Here is an 18,820-nt window from a genome sequence, read left to right as displayed (position 1 = left end):
TATTTACCATATTGTAAAGCAGAGAAATATCCAGTTCCTAACGCATTTCACCAGCTTGTACAATCTTACAAAGATTTTACAATATGGCTTGTTATCTAGGAAGGTATTGGATGGATATGGTAATTATCAGTATTTTGATAAAGACAGAGCAGATAATTTTTTAAATGGAGTTTGCCTATCGGTTTCTTTCCCTAATAGCAAAATGTTTTATACTTATCGCAAAAAATACCCACAGATTAATTGGGTTGTGTTAGCAATTAGTTCCAAAGTTTTATATGAGAAAAATTGTTTGTTCTTTCCAAGTAATGCTGCCTGTGGGTTTTATAGGCAATATGAACAGACTGTCTTTGAATCGCATGAGATTTTTGCTGCCATGTTTGCTGATGAGGTTTATAGCAAAAAAGGTATTTTGCTAAGGCGGATAAACCTATCAGCACACCATCCAACTGATGTGCAGGCTGAGGTGATTTGCTTGGAGGGCATAGAACCTGATTATGTTAAGTTTTGTGTTTTTGACAATATGGATCATATGCACCGTTTTCAAAGTAATTATTATGCTCTAAACTGTATTTTAGCTAATCAAGATTTTGATTTTTTTAATCAACGAATTGTTGGCGAATAAGGAGGGTGCATGGCAAAAAGACCAGTATACACCCCATGTATTAATGGCGATACGCTTGTTGAAGTAAAGCTTGTGGAATTTAAGTTTTATTCAGGTTTATCTTTGGTGCAGAAACAGGCTTCGATTCGTTCTTTGCATGAGGCATTTTTACAAAGTTCTACTGAAGTAAAATATATACTTGAGGTTTCAAGTAAATCTGAAGACAGTCTAGGAAGAAGTTTAAGTGCCTTTAATTTGATGATTACCAACCCAAGCGGCAAACGTTATAGTGTTGAGCAGGCATATCAGTCAAGTAAGGTGTTTGAAAAAGGCGGGCCTTTTGTGGACTTGATGAATGAAAGTGTGTCTTCTCGACAGGCAAAAAAGGACGAACGATTATCAACCTCAGGCGAGCTATTGCAGTTCGTTTGGCTTGGCAATCGTCAGTGGGATTTAAATCCAAAAACTGCTTTTTATGATTGGTTGTATGTCAATGCACTTAACCAAAATAAACATTTGCATGATGAATTATTGCAATTTACAGCGTTTACCGATATTGAGTTTAATCCAAAAAACTCTATCAATTGTCAGGCTTATGCGGTGGCATTATTTGTGTGTTTGCACAAAAGAGGTCTGATGGATAAGATTGGCAATAAAGACGATTTTTTGACACTGTATGATGATTATAAAGTGGATAATACTTCTGCCTTTAATAAAAGCTTGCAAAATAAACGCCAGCTAGATATGCTGGGTTGATTGCAAATTAATAATTGCTACAATTGCACAAACTGAGTGTGATTTACAAATGTATATTCTTGAATTTTAAACCAGTAAAGAGAATTTTATGTCAGAATTTACCCCTTTAAAAAACGACCGTATTTTGCGTGCAATGCGTTTTGAACCTGTGGATACGACCCCTGTTTGGATGATGCGTCAGGCAGGGCGTTATTTGCCAGAATATAAGCAGGTGCGTAGTCAGGCGGGGGATTTTTTGAGCTTGTGCAAAGACACCGATAAGGCAACCGAAGTTACTTTGCAGCCACTTCGTCGTTTTGAGTTGGATGCAGCGATTTTATTCAGTGATATTCTGACCATTCCTGATGCTTTTGGGTTGGGGTTGTATTTTGCCGAAGGTGAGGGCCCAAAACTTAAAAAAACCACACGCACCGAGGCGGATATTGCCGCCTTGCCCAAGATTGATACGCAGGCATCGCTTGATTATGTGCTAAAGGCGGTAACAAGTATTCGTAATGCATTAAATGGGCAAGTGCCACTGTTTGGCTTTAGTGGCTCGCCGTGGACTTTGGCGACTTATATGATAGAGGGCGGCTCTAGCCGTGAGTTTCGCCACAGTAAGCAGATGATGTATCAGACACCAGAGTTGCTGCACGCACTGCTTGGCAAGATTGCTGATGCGGTGGTTGATTATTTGGATGCACAAATTGTTGCAGGGGCTCAGCTGGTGCAGATTTTTGACAGCTGGGGCGGTGCGTTGGGGCATCGTCAATTTGCTGAGTTTAGCCATGCTTATAACCGTGATATTGTCAATCGCTTAAAATCACAACACCCTGATGTGCCTGTGGTATTGTTCACCAAAGGTGGCGGGCTGTGGCTGGATATTCAGGCGGACAGTCAAGCGGACGCATTGGGGCTGGATTGGACCATGCCATTGGACAAGGCACGCCACACATTGCATGCACTAAATGCCAAAAAAGCCCTGCAAGGCAACCTTGATCCTGCAACCATTTATGGTACGCCGAATGCCATTGCTTGCGAGGTTCGCCGCATGCTAGATGATGCTTATGTATTGGGCGAAAAAACAGGTTATATTGCCAATTTTGGTCATGGTATCACTCAATGGTCAGACCCTGATCATGCCAAGGCATTTATTGATGCGGTGCATGACTATCAGCTGTAGTTTGTCAAACTTATCTCCCCAAGCCTGCTTGGGGATTTTTTTAAGGCTTGATAGAACCCACAAATGCAATTTGCAATTTTCATAAACTTCGGCTAAGATGGTTAAAATTAAATCAAAGTGATGGGTGATGGTATGAAGCAAATTACAGTTGGTATAGTCGGTGGCACAGGCTATACAGGGGTTGAGCTCTTAAGAATCCTAAGTCGGCACCCCAATGTGCAGGTGCGTTATTTAACTTCCAGAGCTGAAGCAGGGCGTGCTGTCAGTGAGATTTTTCCGAGTTTGCGGTCAGTCAGTCAGTTGCATTTTTGTGATATGAGTGATGCGTTGTTTGATGAAATGGCACAAACTTGCGACTTGGTATTTTTTGCAACACCGCATGGCGTGGCAATGACCCACGCACCCAGCTTGGTCAATAGCGGTGTTAAAGTGATTGATTTGGGTGCAGATTTTCGCCTGCAATCACTTGATGAGTTTGCCAATTGGTATGGCATGACGCACAGTTGCCCTGAATTACTGGCACAGGCGGTTTATGGCTTGCCTGAAGTGAATCGAGAAAAAATTGCCAAAGCTGCCTTGATTGCCAACCCAGGCTGCTATCCAACAACAGCAATTTTGGGCTTAAAGCCTGTGATTGATGCTGAAAAACAGCTGGGCAATGTCGTTGATGGGCGGATTATCATTGATGCCAAATCAGGCATTTCTGGAGCAGGCAGGCAAGGAAAAATTGCCATCAGTTATGCAGAAGTTGCTGATAATTTCAGTGCTTATGGCGTATCAGGGCATCGGCATACACCAGAGATTGCTCAGGGGCTTAATGAAATTTTGGCAGCAGTATTCCCCAAAAAAATCCGTTTTGTGCCACATTTGGTGCCGATGATTCGTGGTATGTTTAGCACCATTCATGTGCCATTGACAGATACAGGCTCAAAGGTTGATTGGCAATCATATTTTGCCAGCAGCTATCAGCACGAATATTTTGTTGATGTGCTGCCCTCTGGAGTGTTGCCTGACACTCGGTCTGTTAAGGCTTCCAATAAGCTAAGAATTGCCATCGATCAACAGGCAGATATGCTGACAATCTTGGTGGTGCAGGATAATTTGGTCAAAGGTGCAGCAGGTCAAGCGGTACAAAATATGAACATTATGTTTGGTTTTGATGAATTAACAGCTCTGGACTTGGTGCCAATTACCCCTTGATTGTGCTGATGATGAATCGCTTGGCATTTGGTGTGAGTAGATTTTATCATCATTCAACAGTTGCTTAATAAATTGGCAAGATTTTCGTGCTAGAATTTTATTAAATATAGGATACTGTAGGAAAATCTATGTCAAAAATCCCTCCTTGTGCCAAATCGCAGGCAGGCGTGAGCGTTTTGTTGATTGTTTCATGGCTGCTGCTTGCTCTGTTTGCAATTATCATTGGATATTTGGTGCTTAACCCAAGCATTGTTACCAAGCCTGCAACGCCACAGGTCGAGACAAGCCAAGAGCTTACTGATACCAAAAACACATGGCAGCCTGCCATCGCTGACAGTACACAAAACACCAATCCTGATACACCTGCCCCCATCAGCTCGTATTATGAAGCGGTAAATCGTGCGGCACAGTCGGTGGTAAATATCTACACTACGCAAAATACCAGTGGGCAGATTTATGCCAATGACCCAGTATTGCAACAATTTTTGGAGCGATACTATGGCGGCGGCACGCCAAATCAAGGCAGTAGCTTAGGCTCTGGCGTGGTGGTGTCAAAAGATGGCTACATCGTTACCAATGCCCATGTGATTGCACAGGCAGATGAGATTACGGTGGCATTTAATGATGGTCGCAAGGCACGAGCCAAAGTGGTGGGTAGTGATACTGACAGTGATTTGGCGGTGATTCGTGTTGAGCTGGATAATCTGGTACCGATGGCATTTCGTGCCGAGCCGATTCGTGTCGGAGATGTCGCATTGGCAATTGGCAACCCCTTTGGCGTGGGGCAGACGGTAACGCAGGGCATTATTTCGGCAACAGGGCGTGCAGGTATTGGCGTTAGCAGTTTTGAGGATTTTATCCAAACGGATGCAGCAATCAACCCCGGTAATTCTGGTGGTGCGTTGGTTGATGCCAATGGGGCATTGATTGGCATTAATACGGCGATTTATTCACGCTCTGGCGGCTCAATGGGTATCGGCTTTGCCATTCCAACGCAAATTGTCGAACGCGTGATGAATGCACTAATCACCACGGGCAAGGTCAGTCAGGGCTGGCTTGGTATCGAGATTATGCCAGCGACTGACAACCCAACAAGCATTGAGAGTCGCACAGGGGCTGTGGTAGCACGAGTTTGGCAAGATGGCCCAGCGGCAAAGGCAGGCGTGCAGGTTGGTGATACCATCACCGCCATTGACGGTACGCCGATTAAAGATGCCAATGCACTCATCGGCATGGTGGCACAAAAATCTCCAAACAGTACGCTGTCTTTGACCATCGTGCGACAAGACAAGACGCTTAATCTGTCTGCACAGTTGGCAGAGCGTCCAAATTTTGATCAGCAGCCAGCAGCTCAAAATCAAGGCACGCCACAAAACATAGAGCAATTGCAGCAGCTGCTACAACAGCTTGAGCAAATGCGAAATTCGCAGCAGTATTAATTATCACAAGTATTTACCCAGACACCAAGTTAGCTACTTGGTGTTTTTTATTTATGCCAGCTAGTCAGTGAGCGGCATTAATTAGCAAATATAAAAACTATTTTGTAAAATTGCTTGGGATTGGTGATGTTGTTTTATCGGTGAAACTGGCAATTTTTAGAAAATTATACAAATACTTTGGCATTTGTGTAACGAGTTGCTTGATGATTTTTACTTGATTTGGCAAAGATAACCGCTTTATTTTATGTTGTAATGTGGTATATTGATAAATATTAATATATTTTCTTTTTATTTTATTAAATAAATTGGTAAAAATGCGTGTAAGAGAATATCAGTTGGAAACTGTGGTAGTTTGTGATTGTTAAAGCAGCTGGCGTGGCTGGATTGCCAATTTGGCAATTTAATATATTAAGATTATATTAATTGATATAAAATAAAAAATTATAAATTTATGATAATTTTTGCCAGTTTAACAATCGCTTGATCTGCCCGATTATCGTGATTGATTATCGAACAAATCAAGCGATGAGTGGTTTATGAGCCGATAATGCCAAAAAATTGCAATAAAAACAATAGGGTAAATCCTGCCAAAAATGCAATACCCGCCAAAGCAAACCACTTCATGCCAGTGCTAAGATGACCTTCTTTTTTTACCAAGGCGTAGTTAAGATACGCAAAGATAGGTGCGGTTACAAAGGCTGAAATCATGGCAAATTTTAGTAAAGTTGCCATCTGCCCCGAGAAAAATGCAATCAGCCCAAAGCCTGCCACGATGGTAAAAGCAACCCATCTGCTGACATATTTTTCGGTGTGTTCGGTGCTGTTGCTCAAAAGCAGCGACAGGCTCTCGGCATTAGTACGCCCATAACCATCAGCACAAGTAATCACCGTGCCATACATGCACAAAAAGGCGATGAACGCTACAAGCAATCTTGACCACTCGCCGATGGTTTGGGTGTACATTTGTATCAATTGTGGCACATATGCACCGCCTTGCATGGCGATTTCTTGTCCAGTGCCGTATTGTACAAAGACCCCCAATGCCAGAAAAAACAATGCCAAGATTGCCGAAGTGAAATAACCCACATTAAAATCAACCATGCCCTGATAGCGAGTGGTGTGATCGGTGCGAATTTTTTTGGCGGTCCAAACGGAGGTGATTGCCGAAAATTCCAGCGGAGCAGGCATCCAGCCCATCAAGGCGATAATAAAGCCCAAAGCAGCCAAATTCCATGGCGAGGCAGGGATAAAATCAGTTGCGATATTTGCAGGTTTGCCAGCAGCGATACATACAGCAGCCAGAGTTGCTATGGTAAGGCAGACGATGATCCATTTGGTTAGACTGTCCAATAACTTATAATGACCTGCAAACAGCAGCAGCCATGAGCTTGCCATTACAATGGCTGATAATGCCAGCGTGCTTAGCTCCCATGGTAATATTTGACCCAAAATCACCGCACACAGTAATGCCACCGCACCTGTGCTAATCACCCCAGAGATGATACACAGCACAAAAAATGCCCATAAATATACACGAGAGATTTTGGCATAGCCTGCAACCAGTGAAGTACCAGTGCTGTAGGTGTATTCGGTAGCAAAGCGATAAAATGGGTATTTTGCCAAATTGGCAAGTACAATCATAATTGCCAACTGCCAGCCGTATAATGCACCAGCTTGTGTTGAGGCAACCAAATGCGATCCGCCGATTGCTGCTGATGCCATCAAAATGCCCGGGCCAAATGATCGCCATGTCAGCCGCTGCATGGTGGGTGAGTGAGTCATAATGCACCTTTATATCAGTATAACAATAGCCATCAATTGATAAAATTGATTTTTGTCAAGCGTTTTTGGCAAATACAAAAGCACTTGAGCTGTGATTGATGGCTTATTGGCGAATAATGCCAATTGTTACAGATTAGCATAATTATGAAAAAATTCATACATATTTTATGCAATCTCTCAATACATACAAGGATTATCACAGGAAAACTGGTGCAAAACTGCTAAAAATATGGCAAAATAATCGATTGGATTAATATTTGGTAAAAAGCTAATTTGATATGATAAAAGCATCTTTACGACATCGCCTTGATCAGATGGTGGATAGATTTGAGGAAGTAACCGCACTGCTTTCCGATCCTGAAACGCTAAGCGACAGCAAAAAATTCCGTGAATTGTCAGTTGAGCACAGCGATTTGGCAGAAATCACCGAAACATGGCAACGATATACGCAGGCCGAGGCGGATTTGGCAACTGCCGAAGAGCTGCTTGGCGACCCTGATATGAAACAAATGGCTGTCGAAGAGATGGAACTTGCCAAGCAAACCATGGCAGATTTGACCGAGACTCTCAATGTCATGATGCTGCCTAAGGACCCTAATGATAAAGTATCGGCATTTTTGGAGATTCGTGCAGGTACGGGCGGTGATGAGGCGGCAATTTTTAGCGGTGATTTGTTCCGTATGTATCATAAATACGCTCAAGCACAAGGGTGGCAGATAGAGATTTTGTCAGCCAATGAGGGCGAGCATGGCGGCTATAAGGAGATTATTAGCCGTGTTTCAGGTGTGGGCGTGTATGGACGGCTGAAGTTTGAAAGTGGTGCCCATCGTGTACAGCGTGTGCCAGCAACCGAATCACAAGGACGAGTGCATACATCGGCGTGTACCGTCGCTATCATGCCTGAGGTGGAGATTGATGATACGGTTGAGCTAAACCCTGCTGATTTGCGTATCGATACTTATCGCTCCAGCGGTGCAGGTGGTCAGCATGTCAATACCACGGATTCGGCAGTGCGTATCACGCATATTCCAACAGGGGTGGTGGCTGAATGCCAGCAAGAACGCAGCCAGCACGCCAACCGTGAAAAAGCAATGAAAATGCTGGTTGCACGTATTCAGCAGGCAAAGGTGCAAGCTCAAATTGACGCAACCAGTGATATGCGGCGTAATTTGGTGGGGTCTGGCGATCGCAGTGAACGCATTCGTACTTATAATTTTCCACAAGGGCGTATGACAGATCATCGCATTAACTTGACGCTTTATAAACTTGATGCCATCATGGAGGGGGATTTGACAGAGCTGCTTGACAGCTTATTGCGAGAGCATCAGGCAGATTTGATGGCGGCAGTTGGTGGCGAGTAAGCTGATTGCTGGCTTGATTGTGTCGATTCGCCAACCCATTGGCATTGAGTACCGACTTGCTGCTCATAATGAGCTTTGGCTTATTTTGTCATTTGCTTAATTTGGGTGGTTTTGATTGCCAAACCAAGGCATGAATGGTAAATTTCAGACAGCACGCCAAGGCTGTATCTTTTGTGTAATTTTTTGATAAATAAACAAAAAGCACCGAATTGCGGTGCTTTTTGGGTTTTGGTGAATGGGTTTATTTTTTGAATGAAAAATTCTTCACCAAGAAATGATCCATCGGATCTTGACCATCGAAGCCATTCACATATGGTTTCACCAAGCGAACAGTTACCGCTGTGTACAGTGGGATAACCGCCGTATCTTTTGCGATGATTTCTTCGGCTTGCTTGTAGAGCTGTGCACGATCTTCGTCAGTTGTGCCAGCTTTTAGAGCATTTTCCAGTACGGCATCAAACTGCGGATTGCTGTATTTACCAGCGTTGTTACTGCTGCTTGTTTTTAGGATATTTAGGAAGCTTGATGGCTCGTTGTAGTCAGCACACCAGCCTGCCATAGAAAGGCTAAACTTGCCACGATTGGTGGTATCTAGGAAAGTTTTCCATTCTTGGTTGTTTAGCGTTGGCTGAACAATATTGGCAAGGTTTTTTTGCCACATGGAGCCAAATGCACCTGCAAGCATCTTGCCTGTTTCGCTGGTTGAGTACAAGAACTCAAACTTCAGTGGGTTTTGGGCATTGTAGCCTGCCTCTGCAAGCAAGGCGATGGCCTGTTCATTGCGTTTTTCACGATCCAGTGCTGCCCATTGAGGCTTGGTTTCAAGCATATTTTGGGTGATGGTTGGCGTGAATTGGAATGCTGCTGGTGCATCTCGTTTTAGGATTTCGGCAACAATCTCACGATCCAGACCCATAGACAGTGCTTGGCGTACACGCGGATCGTCAAATGGCTTGGCAACTGTATTTGGTCGCAGATAATAGGTGCAAAGTTTTTCTGAAGATTTCATTTCTTCAGGCAAATCTTTACGCATCTTATCAATCATCTCTGGAGGAATGCCATTGACATCAAGCTCGCCCGCCAAATATCGGTTGATACCGTTGGCAGGAGTGATTGGTAGGAATTGAACTTTTTCAATGCTGGTATTGGCATTGTCATAGTATTCGCCATTGCGTTCTAGGGTAACATGGCTATTGACTGTCCATTCTTTGAGCTTATAAGCACCGCTGACCACGATGTTGGCAGGATCAATCCACTTATCGCCATACTTTTCAATAACGCTTTTTGGTACTGGAAAAGTAACTGGCAGGGTGAACATATCTGGCAAATAAGGCACAGCCTCTGTCAGAGTGATTTGTAGTGTTTTGTCATCTAATGCTTTAACGCCAAGAGCGTCCAGTGGCAATTCGCCAGCGGCAACTTTTTCGGCATTTAGCACTTTGGCATCAGCCAGATAGCTTTGATATTCTGCAGCGGTATTTGGATCGGTCAGACGCTGTAGGGCATAGACGGCATCATGTGCGGTGATGGGTTCGCCATTTGACCATTTGGCATCTCGTAGGGTGAATGTCCAGACTTTATTGTCAGCGGTTTCCCACTTGCTTGCTAGGCCGGGAACAGTCTCGCCTTTTTCGCTGCCAGAGACTAAGCCTTCAAACATTTGGCGAATGATTGCCGAGCTTGTGGTGTCTTGGCTTTTGGTTGGGTCAAGTGTTGCAGGTTCTGAACCATTGGCGATGATTAGGGTATCTTTGCCAGCTGGTAGCGTGGCTGATGATTTTGCATCGCCTGAGGTTTTGGCTTGAGAGTCAGAGCCAGAATTACCACAAGCAGTCAGTCCCAAAACTGTTGCTAACGCTGTTGCTAAAAGTGCAGGTTTAAATTGCATTATGATTTCCTTATAAAACTACCGTGTAACAAATTAACACAAATTACAAGACTGTAACATAGTGTTATAAAAATATTAGCAAAATATAAAAAATTGTCAAGATGATTTGTGCGTTTTTATTTTTATTTTTTACCTTGTGTAAATCAACCCAAAAAAGTAGGCTGCTGCGATGATTTTGCACTGTGCTTTTGATGCATGGCTATTTGGATAATACCAAGCAATGCAAGCAAAACGCAGTAAAGGACAAATATAATAAAACTGGCAAAATCCACGCAATGACTGGTGATGACGAATGCCATGATGGGTAGCTGTATTAAAGATGGATTTATTATCAAAAAAAGTTTATACAGATTCTTGAAATTTAAAAATTTATCATTTATAATTGTGAAATTGCAAATTGTTATCATTTGTATTCAAAATAAATTACTGCTAATTGGTTATCGGTATAGGTGTCAGCGGTGGATTATTCCAAAAAAATCAAGATATTAGCATTATCTGTGGCAGTCATACTACACGGTGCAGTAGCGGCTGGTATTGCCAATATGCAAATTAAGCCCATCATGCCACCAAAAATTACGCCACCGCTTGAGATTGAGCTGATTGAGCCACCCAAGCCTGAGCCTGTGATTCTTAACAATCTAGAATCGCCAGAGCCGCCCAAGCCGATTGAGCAACCGACCAAGCCTGCCGCTGCCAAGGCAGAGCCAGTAAAAATAAAAGCTGCCACAGAGCCTAAGCCTGTGCAACAAGTGCAGCCCAAGCCTGTCATACAAGAGTTTCAGCCACCTAAACCAAAGGCTGAACCAAAAAATGAGCCTAAGCCTGAACCTAAGCCCAAGATAGAATCAAAACCTGAACCTAAGTCTGAGCCTAAGCCTGATTTTACCGAGCAACAACGCTTGGCACAAATCGAGGCAGCCAGACAGCAACAGGCAGCATGGGAGGCACAACAAAGGCAAGAGGCACAGCGTCGCGAACAAGAGCGTGCCGAAAACGAACGCCGTCAGCGTGAAATGCAGCAAAGAGCAGAACAAGAAGCACGGCAGCGAGCAGAACAAGAGGCACGACAACGAGCCGAGCAAGCTGCTGCTGAGCAACGCCGTAGAGCTGCCGAAGCCGAAGAAGCACGCCGTAAGGCAGCCGCTGCTGCCCAAGCTGCTAAAAACAGCGGTGGCACAGGTGGTGGCAAAGCCCAAGAGGGCGGCGGCAATGACAAATCTCAAGTACAACAGACCAATCTGGGAACAATCACCAATGCCAGCTGGCGTTCAGCACCGAAATTAAAAGGCGTGTTGTGTTCAGCAAAATCAGACATCATGATGGGCATTACGGTTTCTTTTTCTGTTAATGAAAAAGGTAATATTTCTGGTGTGAAATTAAACGGCTCAACAAGTGATAGAGAGCTTGATAGGTTGATTGTTCGTCAGGTTAGCCGTGGTGTCTTGCACCCCTTTAAAGAAGGTAATGTTACCAAGGTGGGTAGTGCGACTTATCCGCTTGAGTTGAATCTGCCAAAAGATGAAAGTTGCACATATGGCAGATAGGTTGTCATGACTTAAGATGAGTTGGTGTATTCTGACTGAAATTAAATAAGTATTTTTTATAATTTTTATTATCAAAAATAAAGGTGAGTTTATGGATTTTGCTTTTTATTGGTCGCAAACTGATGCGGTGAGCAAGACGCTATTTTTTGTGCTGTTGCTGCTATCATTGGCATCGTGGGTGGTGGGTATTGTGCGTGTGCTAAACTCTCGCCGTATTGCCACAACCATTGCCGATGAGCTGCATCGCCGTGTTGATACACAGTCGTTGTCAGACCTTGCATTTGAGCAACGCAAGATGATTACCGAGCAAAATCTCTTGCAACAAATTGCCCGTTGGCGACATGAGCTTGAAAAGGGTTTGCCAATCCTTGGGACGACAGCATCAATTGCTCCTTTTATTGGCTTGTTTGGTACGGTTTGGGGTATTTTTCATGCACTCAACGGCATCGGCAAAACAGGTCAGGCTGGATTGGCTCAAGTGGCAGGCCCTGTGGGTGAGGCGTTGATTATGACTGGCTTGGGTCTTGCAGTGGCTATCCCTGCGGTTGTGTTTTATAATATTGCCATGCGTATCAACAAGAGTGCCTTGCACACAGCGACAGACACTGCCCATCAGATTTTGGCCAAAGTGGCACGATAAAAGGAGGGGTTATGGCGTTTGAGCTTGGCGATCATAGCGATCAGGGCATGAATGAGATGAACCTGATTCCGCTTATTGACATTATGCTGGTTTTGATGATTATTTTTTTGGTAACGGCAACCGTGCTAAATCCCAGTATACCACTGGATTTGCCAAAAACATCAGCCAGTATCAATGACGCACCGCCACAAGTGATTCAGGTAAGTATTGATAAAGCAGGTGAGATTTATTGGGACAAAGAAAAGCTGACACTTGAGGGGCTAAATCAGCGATTTGCCGAGCAAGTGCAAGCTGGCAACAATCCGCAAATCAATCTGCGTGCCGATAAAGAGGGCAAATATGACACGGTGGCACAAGTGTTGGCGGTTGCCAGTCAGGCGGGGCTAACCAAAATCGCCTTTGTCAGCGAATAAGCAAAACCCTGCAAATGCAGGGTTTTTTGTTGTTTGTTACCAGTTAATTTATTTCTTTACGCAAATGGTTTCTTAATACAAAAATCATTGCAATCACAAATACCAGCATGACCATCATATCACCAAAGGCGGTAAACTCACCCCAATATTTGCCATCAGCAAACACAAAAGCAAAAAATGCGTGCAGACCTGCCAAGGTGGCAAACAGTCCCGCCCATGCCAGATTGAGCTTGTGCCAGCCTTGATGACTAAGCTCAAATATGGGATCAAAGAGTTTTTTGATGATGGGGCTGCGATCTTGACTAAACAGAGGTGATATCAGCAAACCTACCGCAAAAGTGGCGTTGATAATCACTGCCTTTAGCATGATATAAAAAGCATCACTTAATGCCAGCGTGATTCCGCCAAAAACAATCGTCATCAGCAACACGAACCATTGGGGTTTTTCAAGGTGGAATTTTTGGCTGATGAATAGATATCCATACACCAGTACCGTTGCAGCTATCAACCCAATGGTGGCAACCAAAATATGGTTGTTGGTCGCACCACCAGCACCGATGAGCTGCAATAAAGGGTGATTGCTGTCGGCAGGGTCGGTTGTTTTATATAATATAAAAAATATAATTAACGGAATATAATCAAATAATGCTTTCATGATGGTAAGTTGTATTAAGTGGTAAAAAATCTGCCAAAACAAACAGTTCTGGCAGAGTCTGGCTGTTAGCTACGAACAGTATCGGCTGATGGCTCGTGCTTGATGCGTGTCGGTGGTAGGGGGCGAACTTTTTCTACCAATGCCGCTGCCAGCACCTCATCGATGGTCTCAACAGATTGAATGATAAGACCGTCTTTGATATTGTCAGGAATATCAACCAAATCTCGTTCGTTGGATTTTGGAATCAGTACTTGCTTAATTCCTCCGCGATGGGCTGCCAGTAGTTTTTCTTTTAATCCACCAATACGAAGTACTTTGCCACGCAGGGTAACCTCGCCTGTCATGGCAATATCGGCACGGATAGCAATGCCTGTCATCGCTGAGACGATGGCGGTCGTTAGGGCAATACCTGCTGATGGACCATCTTTTGGCGTAGCACCTTCTGGCATATGAATGTGCAAATCAGTATTTTTAAACTTATCATACTCAATGCCAAATCGCTCACCACCTGCACGCACCACGCTCATGGCGGCACGGATTGACTCTTTCATCACATCGCCTAGTGAACCTGTGAAAACCAGCTCGCCTTTGCCCTGCATGGTTGCAGCTTCGATGGTTAATAGCTCGCCACCAACCGAAGTCCAAGCCAGCCCTGTGATACGACCAACTTCAGGATCTTTTTCTGCCAAGCCGTAATCATAGGGTTTTACGCCCAAAAAGTCAGCAATATTGGCATCATTGACTTGCAGCTGCTCAATGGTCGTGCCTTTTTTGGGCTTGCTGCCATAGGTTTCGATCTGTTTGCGAACGGCTTTGCGACTGATCTTATTGATTTCACGCTCAAGATTACGAACGCCAGCTTCTCGTGTGTAGTGGCGAATGATACTCATGATTGCTTCATCTTGAATCTCAAGCTCATCTGCTTTTAGACCATTTTGCTCAATTGCCTTGGGCGTTAGGTAGTTTTTGGCGATGGAGAGTTTTTCATCTTCGGTATAGCCAGGTAGGCGAATCACCTCCATGCGATCAAGCAGTGCAGGAGGGATATTCATGCTGTTGGCTGTGCAGATAAACATCACTTGCGATAGGTCAAGATCCAAGTCCAAATAATGATCATTAAAGGCTTTGTTTTGTGAAGGATCAAGCACTTCTAGCAAGGCAGAGGCTGGATCGCCACGAAAATCTTGTGCCATCTTGTCAATTTCATCAAGCAAAAATAGCGGATTTTTTACACCAACTTTTGATAGAGACTGGACAATTTTGCCCGGCATGGCACCGATATAAGTGCGGCGATGACCACGGATTTCAGCCTCATCACGCACACCGCCCAATGCCATACGCACAAACTTCCGCCCTGTAGCACGAGCAATGCTCTCACCCAAGCTGGTTTTGCCGACACCCGGTGGGCCAACTAGGCACAAAATAGGGCCACGCAATTGCTTGACGCGTGATTGCACCGCCAAGTATTCCAAGATGCGGTCTTTGACATCATCAAGTCCATAGTGATCCTGATCTAGGGTCTGTTTGGCTTTGTCCAGATTAATGCCAACTTTGCTAAGCGTATTCCAAGGCGTGTCCAAAATCCACTCAACATAGCCTCGCACTACAGATGCTTCAGAGGAGGTGGCGGGCATCATTTTGAGTTTTTTGAATTCTGATTCTGCTTTTTTGCGAACTTCATCGGGCAGGTCGGCTTGCTTTAGGCGAGATTCTAACTCACCATCTTCATCGTCCATGCCGTTGTTCAAATCAGACAATTCTGATTTGATGGCTTTCATTTTTTCGTTTAAAAAATACTCACGCTGGTTATTTTCCATTTGTTTGCGAACGCTGTCTTGCAGCTGGCTTTCGATAGAGCGTTCGGTCTTGCTGTGGCTAAAATAATCAATCAATACCTGAAAATAGCCATTGCTGTCAGATGATTGTAGCAGTTGTTGCTTTTTGTCCGCTGGCAATTGTGTGCGTGTGGCAACAAAATACATCAGCTCAAGCAGGCTATTGATATTGCCTGCCACACGGCTAAGCTCACGAGCATTACGAAGCGTACCATCGGCATAATCGGCAAACAAATCAAGTAAAACGGTTTTTTTGGCATTAATTTCTTCTTCACTGCCTTGCACTTCAATATCAGCTGCCCAAAAATCAGTCATTAGGCTGCTCTCTGGGTCGTCATTGTCAATCTTGCCAAGTTCGACACGCTCAAGCCCTTCGATGAGTACCTTTAGGCATTTGTCGTCCGAGTCATGCGGCATTGTGCTGATAATACGGCAACGAGTACCGAATTGATACAAGTCGTCAGGATTGATGGTCTCAGACAGAGAGTCTTTTTGTGAAACGACAATCAGCTCGCCATCATATTCCTCTTGGGCAAGTTCGATGGCGTGCGTTGATTGTGTGCGACCAATGAACAAAGCAATTTGCATATAGGGATAGACCACAACATCACGCACTGCAAGCAGTGGCAACTTGCGGTGATTATTCGATGAGTTTGTTGAAATTGTCATCGCTGTTTTCCTTGTTATTTAATAGGGTGTCAATTAAGACAGGATTTTGGCTTTATGGTGGTGGTTGTGATAAATTGCAAGATAAAATTTTATTTATCGCTTGATTTGGGTTGGATAAATTTGCTTTGTTAGTTTTATAATAATTTTTATTAATGATTATTTTTATTAATATTAAAAATAATATTGATGCTAATATCTGCAACGAACAACATTTTATTATTTTTATTTATTATATATTTAATTAAAATAAATTAATTATCGTTAATTTGATGACCATATTTTATGATATAATATGCGGTTTATAAATTTTATTTATTAATTGATTTGATTGGTAGAGGTTGTATGATAAACGCGGTGCTGCTTGCAGTGATTATCATGGTGGGGCTGTCGCTGATGCGAGTGCATGTGGTGCTAAGTTTGGTTGTCGGTGCATTGATTGGTGGCATGACGGCAGGGCTAAGTCTTCAGGATACCTTAAGTGTTTTTCAAGATGGTATCAAGAATGGGGCACAAATCGCCTTATCCTATGCCATGCTCGGTGCATTTGCCATGGCGATTGCACATTCGGGCGTGCCGCAGCTGATTGCTGATAAGTTGGTTACACGCTTACGGACAGGTGCTGCCAGCACGCGGCTTAAGTACAGTATTTTTGCCATTTTGGGCGTGATGGCGATATTATCACAAAATGTCATACCGATTCACATTGCCTTTATTGCCTTGATTGTACCGCCACTGCTTTTGTTATTTAATCAGCTAAAGATAGACCGCCGAAGTCTTGCGTGCATTTTGACTTTTGGCTTGGTAAATACTTATATGTTTATCCCTTATGGATTTGGTGATATTTTTCTTAATCAAATTATTTTAAAAAATATTAACGATGCAGGCATGGCAACAGGTGAGTTGTCAATGATAAAAACCATGTCAATCCCTGCACTGGGTATGTTTATGGGTCTTTTGATTGCGGTATTTGTAAGCTATCGTGGTCAGCGAGAGTATGCTGATGTTACCATAACAACAACCCATACCCCAGCCACTCCTGCCAAAAAAAATATCATCATTGCACTGGTGGCGATTGTGCTTGCTTTTGTGGTGCAGCTGTTAAGTGATTCGCTGCTTATTGGCTCCATTGCTGGATTTTTGATTTTTGTGGCGACAGGGGTGGTTAGATGGCATGATGCCGAAGCGGTGTTTAATGATGGCATAAAAATGATGGCGATGATTGGCTTTGTGATGATTTGTGCACAGGGCTTTGCCGAAGTGATGAAAGCTACAGGGCAGATTGATGCACTGGTGCAAGCTGCTACTGATATTTTTGGGCAGAATAAATGGCTGGCGGCACTATCTATGTTACTGGTTGGCTTGGTGGTTACGATGGGGATTGGTTCGTCATTTTCTACTGTGCCGATTATTGCAGCGATTTATGTGCCGCTGTGTATGGCGATGGGTTTTAGCGTGCCTGCCACAGTGGCATTGGTGGCAACCGCAGGGGTGCTGGGTGATGCAGGTTCTCCTGCGTCTGATTCCACCTTGGGGCCGACCATGGGGCTAAATGCTGACAATCAGCATGACCACATTCGTGATTCGGTGATACCGACTTTTATTCATTATAACATTCCGCTGATTATTTTTGGCTTAATCGCTACGATGGTGTTATAAGAACTTGTGTTGCCAAGGCGATGCACTTGCATATTGATAAATATTTATAAATTAATCATAAATTTATAATCAATAATACCATCGCTACCTTGCCTGTGCATGGCAGGGCTTGTATCGCCATGGTGCCAGTAAAAATATACTGGTATTTTTGGCAAGATTTGTTATAATAACCACAAAATTTATCCTGCAAATATCTTGCCAAACTGAACTTTGGCAAGTTTTTTTGCATTTTGTTTTTGGATTAAGGAAATCATATGCAACGCTACCCAATGACTCCAGAGGGGCATCAGGCACTCGAAGAAGAGCTAAAACATCTAAAAACTGTCGAGCGACCACGCATCACCACTGCCATCGCCGAGGCACGAGAGCATGGCGACCTAAAAGAAAATGCCGAATATCATGCCGCACGAGAGCAGCAAGGGCTGTGCGAGGCACGCATTCGAGACATTGAGGCAAAACTGGGCGGTGCACAGATTATTGACCCTGCCAAACTACCACAAGATGGTCGCGTGGTCTTTGGGGTAACGGTGGTGCTTGAAAATCTTGATGATGGTGAAAAACGCCAATATAAGATTGTTGGTGATGATGAGGCGGATTTTAAGGTTGGTAAAATTTCGGTCAATTCACCCATTGCTCGTGGCTTGATTGGCAAATCAGAAGGCGACGAAGCAAAAATCCAGACTCCAAGTGGCTTGGCAGAATTTGAGATTTTGCAAGTGATTTATGCTTAATGTGCCACAGTGTGTGGTGATTGTCGGTAAATTGGGGAAATGATATGAAACATTTGCATATTTTGCTTGCGGTGCTTCTGCTGTTGATTTTTATTATCGGGGCATTGCCAGTGCTGACAGGCAGACCGATGCGTTCATCAAAAGCAATTAAAATCAGCACACATTTGTTATACACGCTGGTGATTTGTTCTGGGGCTTGGCTTGTGTGGCAATTATTCCAAGTGGCAGGGCTACAGCACTGGGCGATTGCCAAGCTGGTTTTGCTTATCGTGGCAGCATCTGCAACCGTAAAGGCACAAAAGCACGCCTTAGTCGCACCATCGCAGGCACAAGCAGGGCTGTTGATTGCACTGGTTGCCTATGTTGGCATTGTGATTTTGGCAGTTACCAAGCCAATGTTGTCTTGATGAGAGTTGCTTTATAAAAATTATCTCCCATCGGCAAAATCATGCTATAATTTGATGATTTTATTTTCAATGGCTGAAAGT

At 43.8% G+C, this 18,820-nt stretch carries 16 protein-coding genes; 12 read left to right on the top strand and 4 right to left on the bottom strand.

The annotated features are described in order from the left end of the window. The first annotated feature begins 55 nt into the window (after positions 1-55). The 5 genes from BW928_RS04535 to BW928_RS04515 all read left to right on the top strand — a co-directional run bounded on the left by BW928_RS04535 (position 56) and on the right by BW928_RS04515 (position 5,158). Positions 56-622 carry a DarT ssDNA thymidine ADP-ribosyltransferase family protein gene (locus BW928_RS04535; RefSeq protein WP_076555053.1) on the top strand — a complete coding sequence of 189 codons (567 nt, stop codon included), beginning with the start codon at positions 56-58 and terminating at the stop codon, positions 620-622. A 9-nt stretch (positions 623-631) separates the two neighbouring features. Continuing rightward, positions 632-1,357, top strand: a complete 726-nt coding sequence (locus BW928_RS04530) for a DarT1-associated NADAR antitoxin family protein (RefSeq protein WP_076555052.1) — start codon at positions 632-634, stop codon at positions 1,355-1,357. Positions 1,358-1,445: 88 nt separating this feature from the next. Next, positions 1,446-2,519 carry a uroporphyrinogen decarboxylase gene (gene hemE / locus BW928_RS04525; protein WP_076555051.1) on the top strand — a complete coding sequence of 358 codons (1,074 nt, stop codon included), beginning with the start codon at positions 1,446-1,448 and terminating at the stop codon, positions 2,517-2,519. A gap of 132 nt (positions 2,520-2,651) precedes the next feature. Next, entirely contained in the window at positions 2,652-3,719 is a 1,068-nt protein-coding gene (argC, locus tag BW928_RS04520; protein WP_076555050.1) for an N-acetyl-gamma-glutamyl-phosphate reductase, read from the top strand. 128 nt (positions 3,720-3,847) lie between these two features. After that, positions 3,848-5,158 (top strand): S1C family serine protease, encoded by a 1,311-nt coding sequence (locus tag BW928_RS04515; protein ID WP_076555049.1) that lies wholly within the window; start codon positions 3,848-3,850, stop codon positions 5,156-5,158. 534 nt (positions 5,159-5,692) lie between these two features. Here BW928_RS04515 and BW928_RS04510 read toward each other — a convergent pair. After that, the gene (locus BW928_RS04510; RefSeq protein ID WP_076555048.1) at positions 5,693-6,940 is read right to left on the bottom strand and encodes an NRAMP family divalent metal transporter; all 1,248 of its coding nucleotides are present in this window, start codon (positions 6,938-6,940) and stop codon (positions 5,693-5,695) included. Between the two features lie 281 nt (positions 6,941-7,221). Between BW928_RS04510 and prfA the strand changes: the two genes are divergently transcribed. Beyond that, entirely contained in the window at positions 7,222-8,301 is a 1,080-nt protein-coding gene (gene prfA / locus BW928_RS04505; protein WP_076555089.1) for a peptide chain release factor 1, read from the top strand. Positions 8,302-8,542: 241 nt separating this feature from the next. Here the strand turns inward: prfA and BW928_RS04500 are convergent, their stop codons facing one another. Next, complete coding sequence (locus tag BW928_RS04500) at positions 8,543-10,189, bottom strand: ABC transporter substrate-binding protein (RefSeq protein WP_076555047.1); 1,647 nt, start codon at positions 10,187-10,189, stop codon at positions 8,543-8,545. 458 nt (positions 10,190-10,647) lie between these two features. Here BW928_RS04500 and BW928_RS04495 point away from each other — a divergent pair, with 458 nt between their 5' ends. From BW928_RS04495 to BW928_RS04485, 3 genes are all read left to right on the top strand, one after another. Then, entirely contained in the window at positions 10,648-11,733 is a 1,086-nt protein-coding gene (locus BW928_RS04495) for a hypothetical protein (protein WP_076555046.1), read from the top strand. Between the two features lie 91 nt (positions 11,734-11,824). Beyond that, positions 11,825-12,373 (top strand): MotA/TolQ/ExbB proton channel family protein, encoded by a 549-nt coding sequence (locus BW928_RS04490; RefSeq protein ID WP_076555045.1) that lies wholly within the window; start codon positions 11,825-11,827, stop codon positions 12,371-12,373. 11 nt (positions 12,374-12,384) lie between these two features. Beyond that, positions 12,385-12,786, top strand: coding sequence for an ExbD/TolR family protein (locus BW928_RS04485; protein WP_076555044.1), 402 nt, complete (start codon positions 12,385-12,387; stop codon positions 12,784-12,786). A 43-nt stretch (positions 12,787-12,829) separates the two neighbouring features. On the opposite strand, the gene BW928_RS04480 is transcribed toward BW928_RS04485, so the two are convergent. After that, positions 12,830-13,441: an inner membrane-spanning protein YciB gene (locus BW928_RS04480; RefSeq protein WP_076555043.1), complete on the bottom strand. Its 612-nt coding sequence runs from the start codon at positions 13,439-13,441 to the stop codon at positions 12,830-12,832. 65 nt (positions 13,442-13,506) lie between these two features. Further along, positions 13,507-15,945, bottom strand: coding sequence for an endopeptidase La (gene lon, locus BW928_RS04475; RefSeq protein WP_076555042.1), 2,439 nt, complete (start codon positions 15,943-15,945; stop codon positions 13,507-13,509). A 342-nt stretch (positions 15,946-16,287) separates the two neighbouring features. Between lon and BW928_RS04470 the strand changes: the two genes are divergently transcribed. The 3 genes from BW928_RS04470 to BW928_RS04460 all read left to right on the top strand — a co-directional run bounded on the left by BW928_RS04470 (position 16,288) and on the right by BW928_RS04460 (position 18,739). After that, entirely contained in the window at positions 16,288-17,601 is a 1,314-nt protein-coding gene (locus BW928_RS04470; protein WP_076555041.1) for a Na+/H+ antiporter family protein, read from the top strand. Between the two features lie 254 nt (positions 17,602-17,855). Beyond that, positions 17,856-18,332: a transcription elongation factor GreA gene (gene greA, locus BW928_RS04465; RefSeq protein ID WP_076555040.1), complete on the top strand. Its 477-nt coding sequence runs from the start codon at positions 17,856-17,858 to the stop codon at positions 18,330-18,332. 44 nt (positions 18,333-18,376) lie between these two features. Continuing rightward, entirely contained in the window at positions 18,377-18,739 is a 363-nt protein-coding gene (locus BW928_RS04460; RefSeq protein ID WP_076555039.1) for a SirB2 family protein, read from the top strand. The last annotated feature ends 81 nt before the right edge of the window (positions 18,740-18,820 follow it).

The sequence above is a fragment of the Moraxella cuniculi DSM 21768 genome (assembly GCF_900156515.1).
Lineage (GTDB): Bacteria > Pseudomonadota > Gammaproteobacteria > Pseudomonadales > Moraxellaceae > Moraxella > Moraxella cuniculi.
This window is presented reverse-complemented; position numbering and strand designations above follow the sequence as displayed.

What these genes read in the sequence shown, in the direction of transcription:
- BW928_RS04480 (WP_076555043.1), bottom strand. Translation starts at nt 13,441, where the DNA reads ATGAAAGCATTATTTGATTATATTCCGTTAATTATATTTTTTATATTA.
- BW928_RS04515 (WP_076555049.1), top strand. Translation starts at nt 3,848, where the DNA reads ATGTCAAAAATCCCTCCTTGTGCCAAATCGCAGGCAGGCGTGAGCGTT.
- BW928_RS04485 (WP_076555044.1), top strand. Translation starts at nt 12,385, where the DNA reads ATGGCGTTTGAGCTTGGCGATCATAGCGATCAGGGCATGAATGAGATG.
- greA (WP_076555040.1), top strand. Translation starts at nt 17,856, where the DNA reads ATGCAACGCTACCCAATGACTCCAGAGGGGCATCAGGCACTCGAAGAA.
- hemE (WP_076555051.1), top strand. Translation starts at nt 1,446, where the DNA reads ATGTCAGAATTTACCCCTTTAAAAAACGACCGTATTTTGCGTGCAATG.
- BW928_RS04510 (WP_076555048.1), bottom strand. Translation starts at nt 6,940, where the DNA reads ATGACTCACTCACCCACCATGCAGCGGCTGACATGGCGATCATTTGGC.
- BW928_RS04470 (WP_076555041.1), top strand. Translation starts at nt 16,288, where the DNA reads ATGATAAACGCGGTGCTGCTTGCAGTGATTATCATGGTGGGGCTGTCG.
- lon (WP_076555042.1), bottom strand. Translation starts at nt 15,945, where the DNA reads ATGACAATTTCAACAAACTCATCGAATAATCACCGCAAGTTGCCACTG.
- BW928_RS04500 (WP_076555047.1), bottom strand. Translation starts at nt 10,189, where the DNA reads ATGCAATTTAAACCTGCACTTTTAGCAACAGCGTTAGCAACAGTTTTG.
- BW928_RS04460 (WP_076555039.1), top strand. Translation starts at nt 18,377, where the DNA reads ATGAAACATTTGCATATTTTGCTTGCGGTGCTTCTGCTGTTGATTTTT.
- BW928_RS04530 (WP_076555052.1), top strand. Translation starts at nt 632, where the DNA reads ATGGCAAAAAGACCAGTATACACCCCATGTATTAATGGCGATACGCTT.
- BW928_RS04490 (WP_076555045.1), top strand. Translation starts at nt 11,825, where the DNA reads ATGGATTTTGCTTTTTATTGGTCGCAAACTGATGCGGTGAGCAAGACG.
- argC (WP_076555050.1), top strand. Translation starts at nt 2,652, where the DNA reads ATGAAGCAAATTACAGTTGGTATAGTCGGTGGCACAGGCTATACAGGG.